6 protein-coding genes are annotated in these 5,826 nt (G+C 38.6%); all 6 read left to right on the forward strand.

Going from position 1 to position 5,826, the window contains the following annotated elements:
- Positions 1 to 634: 2-C-methyl-D-erythritol 4-phosphate cytidylyltransferase (gene ispD / locus PLK24_RS05215; RefSeq protein WP_324476965.1), on the forward strand; the 634-nt coding region annotated here is incomplete at its 5' end.
- Positions 631 to 1,116 carry a 2-C-methyl-D-erythritol 2,4-cyclodiphosphate synthase gene (ispF, locus tag PLK24_RS05220; RefSeq protein WP_433872987.1) on the forward strand — a complete coding sequence of 162 codons (486 nt, stop codon included), beginning with the start codon at positions 631 to 633 and terminating at the stop codon, positions 1,114 to 1,116. The genes ispD and ispF, both read left to right, overlap by 4 nt.
- Positions 1,092 to 1,832 carry a septal ring lytic transglycosylase RlpA family protein gene (locus tag PLK24_RS05225; protein ID WP_324476969.1) on the forward strand — a complete coding sequence of 247 codons (741 nt, stop codon included), beginning with the start codon at positions 1,092 to 1,094 and terminating at the stop codon, positions 1,830 to 1,832. The genes ispF and PLK24_RS05225 overlap by 25 nt, the downstream gene beginning before the upstream one ends.
- Positions 1,833 to 2,109: 277 nt before the next feature.
- Positions 2,110 to 3,534 carry a cysteine--tRNA ligase gene (gene cysS, locus PLK24_RS05230; protein ID WP_324476971.1) on the forward strand — a complete coding sequence of 475 codons (1,425 nt, stop codon included), beginning with the start codon at positions 2,110 to 2,112 and terminating at the stop codon, positions 3,532 to 3,534.
- 148 nt (positions 3,535 to 3,682) lie between these two features.
- A complete protein-coding gene (gene rlmB, locus PLK24_RS05235; RefSeq protein ID WP_324476973.1) occupies positions 3,683 to 4,435 on the forward strand; it encodes a 23S rRNA (guanosine(2251)-2'-O)-methyltransferase RlmB in 753 nt (250 codons plus the stop codon).
- Entirely contained in the window at positions 4,429 to 5,799 is a 1,371-nt protein-coding gene (gene rlmD, locus PLK24_RS05240) for a 23S rRNA (uracil(1939)-C(5))-methyltransferase RlmD (protein WP_324476975.1), read from the forward strand. Before rlmB ends, rlmD begins: the two co-directional genes overlap by 7 nt.
- Positions 5,800 to 5,826 lie beyond the last annotated feature (27 nt).

The following is a 5,826-nucleotide window of genomic DNA, read 5'->3' on the forward strand; positions in this document are numbered from 1 at the left end:
CAAGCAATTTTTACCGGTTTTAGGGAAACCGGTGTTGGCATATACTATTGATGCATTTGAGAAATCACCCTTAATAGATGAAATAATTGTAGTCATTAACGAAAATCATGAGAAGCAGTTCCAGGAACAGATTCTCAATCATATTCAAACCAAAAAGGTTTTACATTATGTTTTTGGTGGGGGTACCAGGCAAGATTCGGTTTATGCTGGATTAGAGTTAATTTTTAACCGCCCTGATGATTATGTTTTAATCCATGATGGGGTTCGACCTTTGGTGAGTGAAGAGATACTCATGCGCTCAGTAGAAGGGGTTATGAAATATGGTGCAGTTTGCTGCGCTATTCCTTCGGTTGATACCTTAAAAATAAGTAAAAATAACAATTATATTGATTCAACTTTAGATCGTTCGGTGGTTTGGAGAGCCCAGACCCCTCAATCTTTTAAGATTTCTATCATTTGGGAAGCCATCCAAAAAGCCAAGGTTGACGGTTTTTATGCGACAGATGATTCAGCCATGGTTGAGCGGATAGGGATTCCGGTTTACTTGGTATTGGGTTCTGAAGAGAATTATAAAATAACTACCCCCCAGGATTTTATGCGAGCTGAGGAGAATTTAAGATGGATAAAATCCTGACCGGCTTTAGGGTGGGTTTAGGATATGATATTCATCCTTTTGTTGAAGGGAAGAAATTAGTTTTAGGTGGTGTTACCGTACCCTATCATCTTGGTTTATCCGGCCATTCCGATGGGGATGTGGTTTGCCATGCGTTAATGGATTCTTTGCTGGGAGCAGCGTCATTACCAGATATCGGTTATTGGTTTCCCAATCAAGATGAGCGTTTCCTTAATGCTTATAGTCTTTTATTGTTGGAAGAAATAACTCAAAAAATCCGGGGCGAGGGGTTGGATATCATTAATTTTGATTGTACCCTGATTGCTGAATTTCCCCGGGTCATGCCTTATGTTATGGAAATGAAACAAAACTTATCCCGAGTGACTGGGGTAGATATTCAGTCGATCGGCCTTAAGGCGACGACCAACGAAAGACTTGGAAGTTTAGGAAAGGGGGAAGGCATTGCATGCCTATCCATATGTCTTATTTGGAAAAATGTATAAAAGGGATGTCGATAACCCTTATTTTGTCCCTGGTGGTTTTTATTTTTTCCAATTTAACTTATGCAAACAAATCCATACCGGATCGATTGGTAAATCGAAATTCAGGAACAATTTTTATTAGTGGAAGGAGAGTTATGCGGATTCGACATTCCGGTGATTATTCTTCGATTGATGAAAGAACCGAAAAAATTTATAAGCGATTGTCGGATTTGTTTACACATCCTCCGTCGGGTGCCATTAATTTTTATGTAGCACCCGAATCAAAACAGGTGATAGCTTATTGTAATCAAAAGCTTCTTTTTTCGGTTTACCCAAGCGATGCCTCTCTAAATAACTCCGAAATGTTAGACCTTGCTCTGCTCTGGTTAAATCAGATCCAAATGGAATTTTATCGTTTATATGATGGATACGAAGGACGAGTAGTCAATAAAATTATTGGCTTAGCTTCTTGGTATGGGCCAAGATTCTCCGGAAGAACAACGGCATGCGAAGAGGTATTTAATCCTTATGCTTTTACGGCAGCTCATCGAACCCTCCCGATTGGCTCGATTCTTTTGGTTTCGAATCCTGATAATGGCAAAAAGGTTGTTGTAAGAGTAAACGATCGAGGACCGAGAAGTAAAAATCGAGAAATCGACCTATCATTGGCTGCAGCGAAAGCCATTGGGATCCACCAATCTGGTGTCGATGATGTGACTATTGAGGTGATTGAGTAGGTTTTACTCGGCAAAGAATAAATTTAACTTCATTCAAAAACCTAAGGGCATGATAAATCAAGCCCCTACCAAAGAATATAAAATGTAGGGGCGCAATTTATTGCGCCCAATTAATGTAGCGACCTGCCATGGCATGTCGAATCTTGGGTTTCATCTTCATCTGGTGCTACCAAGTGGCATGATTATCTATAATGGAAAAAGCCAAATAATTATATTCCTTATGGCAGAATCTATGATAGGTATTATTTTATAATGAAAAACAGGAAAGGGAACGAGATTGGATATCTACCTCTATAATACACTAACCCAAAAAAAAGAATTGTTTGTTCCACAGAATAAAGGAAAAATTGGTTTTTATGCATGCGGACCCACCGTTTATGACTTAATTCATATTGGAAATGCCAGAGTATTTGTAATATTTGATTGTTTGCGACGGTTTTTTGAACAGGTAGGCTATGAAGTTAACTTTGTACAAAATTTTACCGATGTTGATGATAAAATAATCAATCGAGCCAAGGAAAAGGGTCTTCAACCCGAAGAAATAGCGGCTAATTATATTGAACAATATTTGATTGATGCCGAAAGATTAGGCATCAATCAACCAACCGTTTCCCCCCGGGCGACTGAGCATATTCAAGACATTATCGCCCTCATCCAACGACTCGAAGATCAAGGTTTTACTTACTCTCTTGAGAGTGACATTTTGTTCGATGTTTCACGTTTTTCAGGTTACGGTAAACTTTCTCGAAAACCTATAGAAGATCAGATAGAGGGAGCACGGGTTGAGGCTCGTTATCAAAAAAGAAATCCTGCCGATTTTGTTCTATGGAAAAGCGCCAAACCAGGAGAACCCTTTTGGGAAAGCCCTTGGGGAAAGGGGAGACCAGGATGGCATATTGAGTGTTCGGCGATGTCGATGAAATATTTAGGCGAAACCCTGGATATTCATGCCGGCGGAATTGATTTAATATTTCCCCATCATGAGAATGAAATTGCTCAAAGTGAAGCAGCTACCGGCAAACCTTTTGTTAAATATTGGCTTCATAATGGTTATGTGAATATTCAAAATGAAAAGATGTCGAAATCTTTAGGCAATATCTTGACCGTACGTGAGCTTTATGCTAACCGTGATCCCCGATTATTGCGTTTAGTTATTCTTTTTACTCATTACCGCAATCCTATTAATATCGATGATACGATTTTAGATGCTGCAGGGAGTTATTTAAATCGAATTAAAAATTTTGTTCGGAATTTCTTTTTTATTTATAACCAAATCCAGTCAGATTCGAAATGGCAGGATAGTGATAAAAGCTTAATAGATAAAATCCAGTCAATGTATGAAAAGTTTGTTTCTGCACTTGCTGATGATTTTAATACCCCTCAAGCCTTGGCGGTTTTGAGTGATTTTATTAAAGAGATGAATATTTATCTTCAACCAAAAAGACGAAAATGGAATCTCAATACATTGGAAAGTATTTTAGGTTTTCTCAATCAAGTGAACCAAATTTTGGGTGTGATACCGCTACAGGGGATAGAGGAAGAAGATCGAGAAGTTTTAAAACTGATTCAAGATAGGGAAATTGCCAGAAAAAATCGAGATTTTTCCCAGGCAGATCTTCTTCGAGATACTATTGTGAAATCCGGCTATATCATCGAAGATACACCTCTGGGGCCTCGCTATTATCGAGATGAAGATTGTTAACTAAGAACAAAGATTCAACCTGCCACGGCATGTCGCTACATTAATCGTGCGCAATGAATTACGCCCCTACTTTTTAAATTCTTTAGTAGGGGCTTGATTTATCAAGACCGAGGGTGAATTCAAAATAAGCTTGAAGAAGAGGGAAGCAATGTCAAATATCATCTACGGACGAAATCCAGTAAAAGTAGCCATGGAATCACCAAGGAAAAAACCAATACAGCTTTATCTTCAGAATGATATCCAAGGTGAAGTAATCATAAAAATTATCGAGTTAGCCAATCGTTTAAAAATACCCTTTATTAGGCTGGATAAGTTTGCTATACAAAAAATTGTCGGCTATCCAGCTCATCACCAAGGGGTGGTTTTGGTTTATGAACCATTGGGAAGTCCAACCTGGAAAGATATTCTAACCAAAGCAAAATCCAAGAAGGATTCTTTGGTGGTTTTTGTTGATAGCGTTGAAGACCCACGGAATTTAGGTGCAATCCTCAGAACAGCATCAGCTTTTGGTGTTGATGGGGTTATTACTAGCAAAGCTCACACCGCACCGATAAATTCAGAAGTGATTAAATCTTCAGCAGGAGAACTGGAAAAAGTCGACATAGCTCAGGAGAATAATTTTACTGGAATTGTTAAAGAATTTCGCGAGAATAATTTTTGGATGGTTTCCTTTGAAGCTGATGCTGAAATGCCCTTATGGGAAATGGATTTTAGCCAAGGTTCCTGGGGAATTATAGTAGGAGGAGAGGATCGAGGAGTTCGAAAGATTATCCGTTCGCTTTGTGATTACGTCGTTTCTATACCCTTGGAAAATATGGTAAACTCGCTAAACGTATCAGTAGCCTTTGGTATTGGACTTTATGAGGTGATTCGTCAAAAACAAGGGAGTCGTTCATGCTGAAAAAAGGTGATGTTATCGAAGGAATTGTTGAAACCTTTGCTCTTCCCGATTGTGTTGGAGTGATACGCCATCAAAACTGGGTAGTTTTTGTACCTGGGGTTCTACCTGGAGAAAAATGCCGAGTTACAATTCGAAAAGTCAAAAGAAATTTTCTTCAAGGAGAACTCGAAGAATTCATTGAAAAATCCCCAGCTCGAATTGAACCGATATGTCCTCATTTTAAAATGGGCTGTGGTGGATGTAGCCTTCAGTTTGCGGATTATGCTGAACAGGTATCAATAAAAGAGAAAAATGCCCTCAATACCATTGAAAAGATTGGTAAAGTCGATCTTTCATCGATAGACTATGAAGGATTTCTTCCATCAGTTCTAAGTCTTGGTTATCGTAACAAAATGGAGTTCAACTTTGGTAACCAAGATGGAAAATTGATTTGTGGATTGAGACCTAAGGGTAAATATTGGGATCTTATTGATTTACAAACCTGTTATTTAATGAATTCACAGCTGGTTACTGGATTATTAGATTTTTTTCGATCTTATGGAAACCGTTATGGATTAAAGGGATACGATCCGGTTCGAAAAGATGGTTTTTTAAGAAATTTATTAATTCGTTACAACCGCAGTCTTGACCAATATTTGATCGGTCTTTCAACGATAAGGGGAGAACTCCCTGGGGTGGGAGAACTGGTTAAGGACTTGACCCATTATTTTCCTAACGTTTCTGGACTTGTGCACATTATAAACAATTCACTGGCTAATGCCCTCTTGTTTGAAGAAAAAATTCTTTTATATGGCTCGGATTATTATATTGAAACCATTGGTTCGACCCAGTACAAAGTCTCCGTTGATAGTTTTTTTCAGGTCAATATTCATACCGGTGAGCTACTTTTTCCAATCATTACCAATTATGCCGATCTCCAACCCGGGGAATCGCTTTTTGACCTTTATTCAGGAAACGGAAGTATTGGATTATATTTATCACGCCAGGGGACCATGATTACTGGAATTGAAGAAAATCCCCAGGCAGTTGAAGATGCTCAGTATAATGCTACTTTAAACTCGATTTCTTCTTATAACGCTATTTGTGGAAGAGTGGAAAAGGCATTGTTGGATGTAATTGGAAATTCTATGAAAAAAGGAATAGTTGATCCTCCTCGAGCAGGTTTGACACCCAAAGTTATCAAAACTTTGATTGCAGCTCACCCTGAGAAAATCGTTTATGTCTCTTGCAACACCGCATCGTTGGCTCGTGACCTAGCGGTATTTGCTGAGGACAACTATTTTTTAAAAAAAATTTCCTGGATCGATCTTTTTCCTCAAACCCCTCATTACGAAGCGGTAGCATTGATTGAACCTTCAAGTTAATTCTATTTTTCCCCTCATAGTGGGAAA

This window comes from Atribacter sp., from assembly GCF_035418125.1.
In the GTDB taxonomy this organism is placed as follows: Bacteria; Atribacterota; Atribacteria; order Atribacterales; family Atribacteraceae; genus Atribacter; species Atribacter allofermentans.

Coding starts and splice junctions, on each gene's coding strand:
- PLK24_RS05225 (WP_324476969.1), top strand. CDS start 1,092: ATGTCTTATTTGGAAAAATGTATAAAAGGGATGTCGATAACCCTTATT.
- rlmB (WP_324476973.1), top strand. CDS start 3,683: ATGTCAAATATCATCTACGGACGAAATCCAGTAAAAGTAGCCATGGAA.
- rlmD (WP_324476975.1), top strand. CDS start 4,429: ATGCTGAAAAAAGGTGATGTTATCGAAGGAATTGTTGAAACCTTTGCT.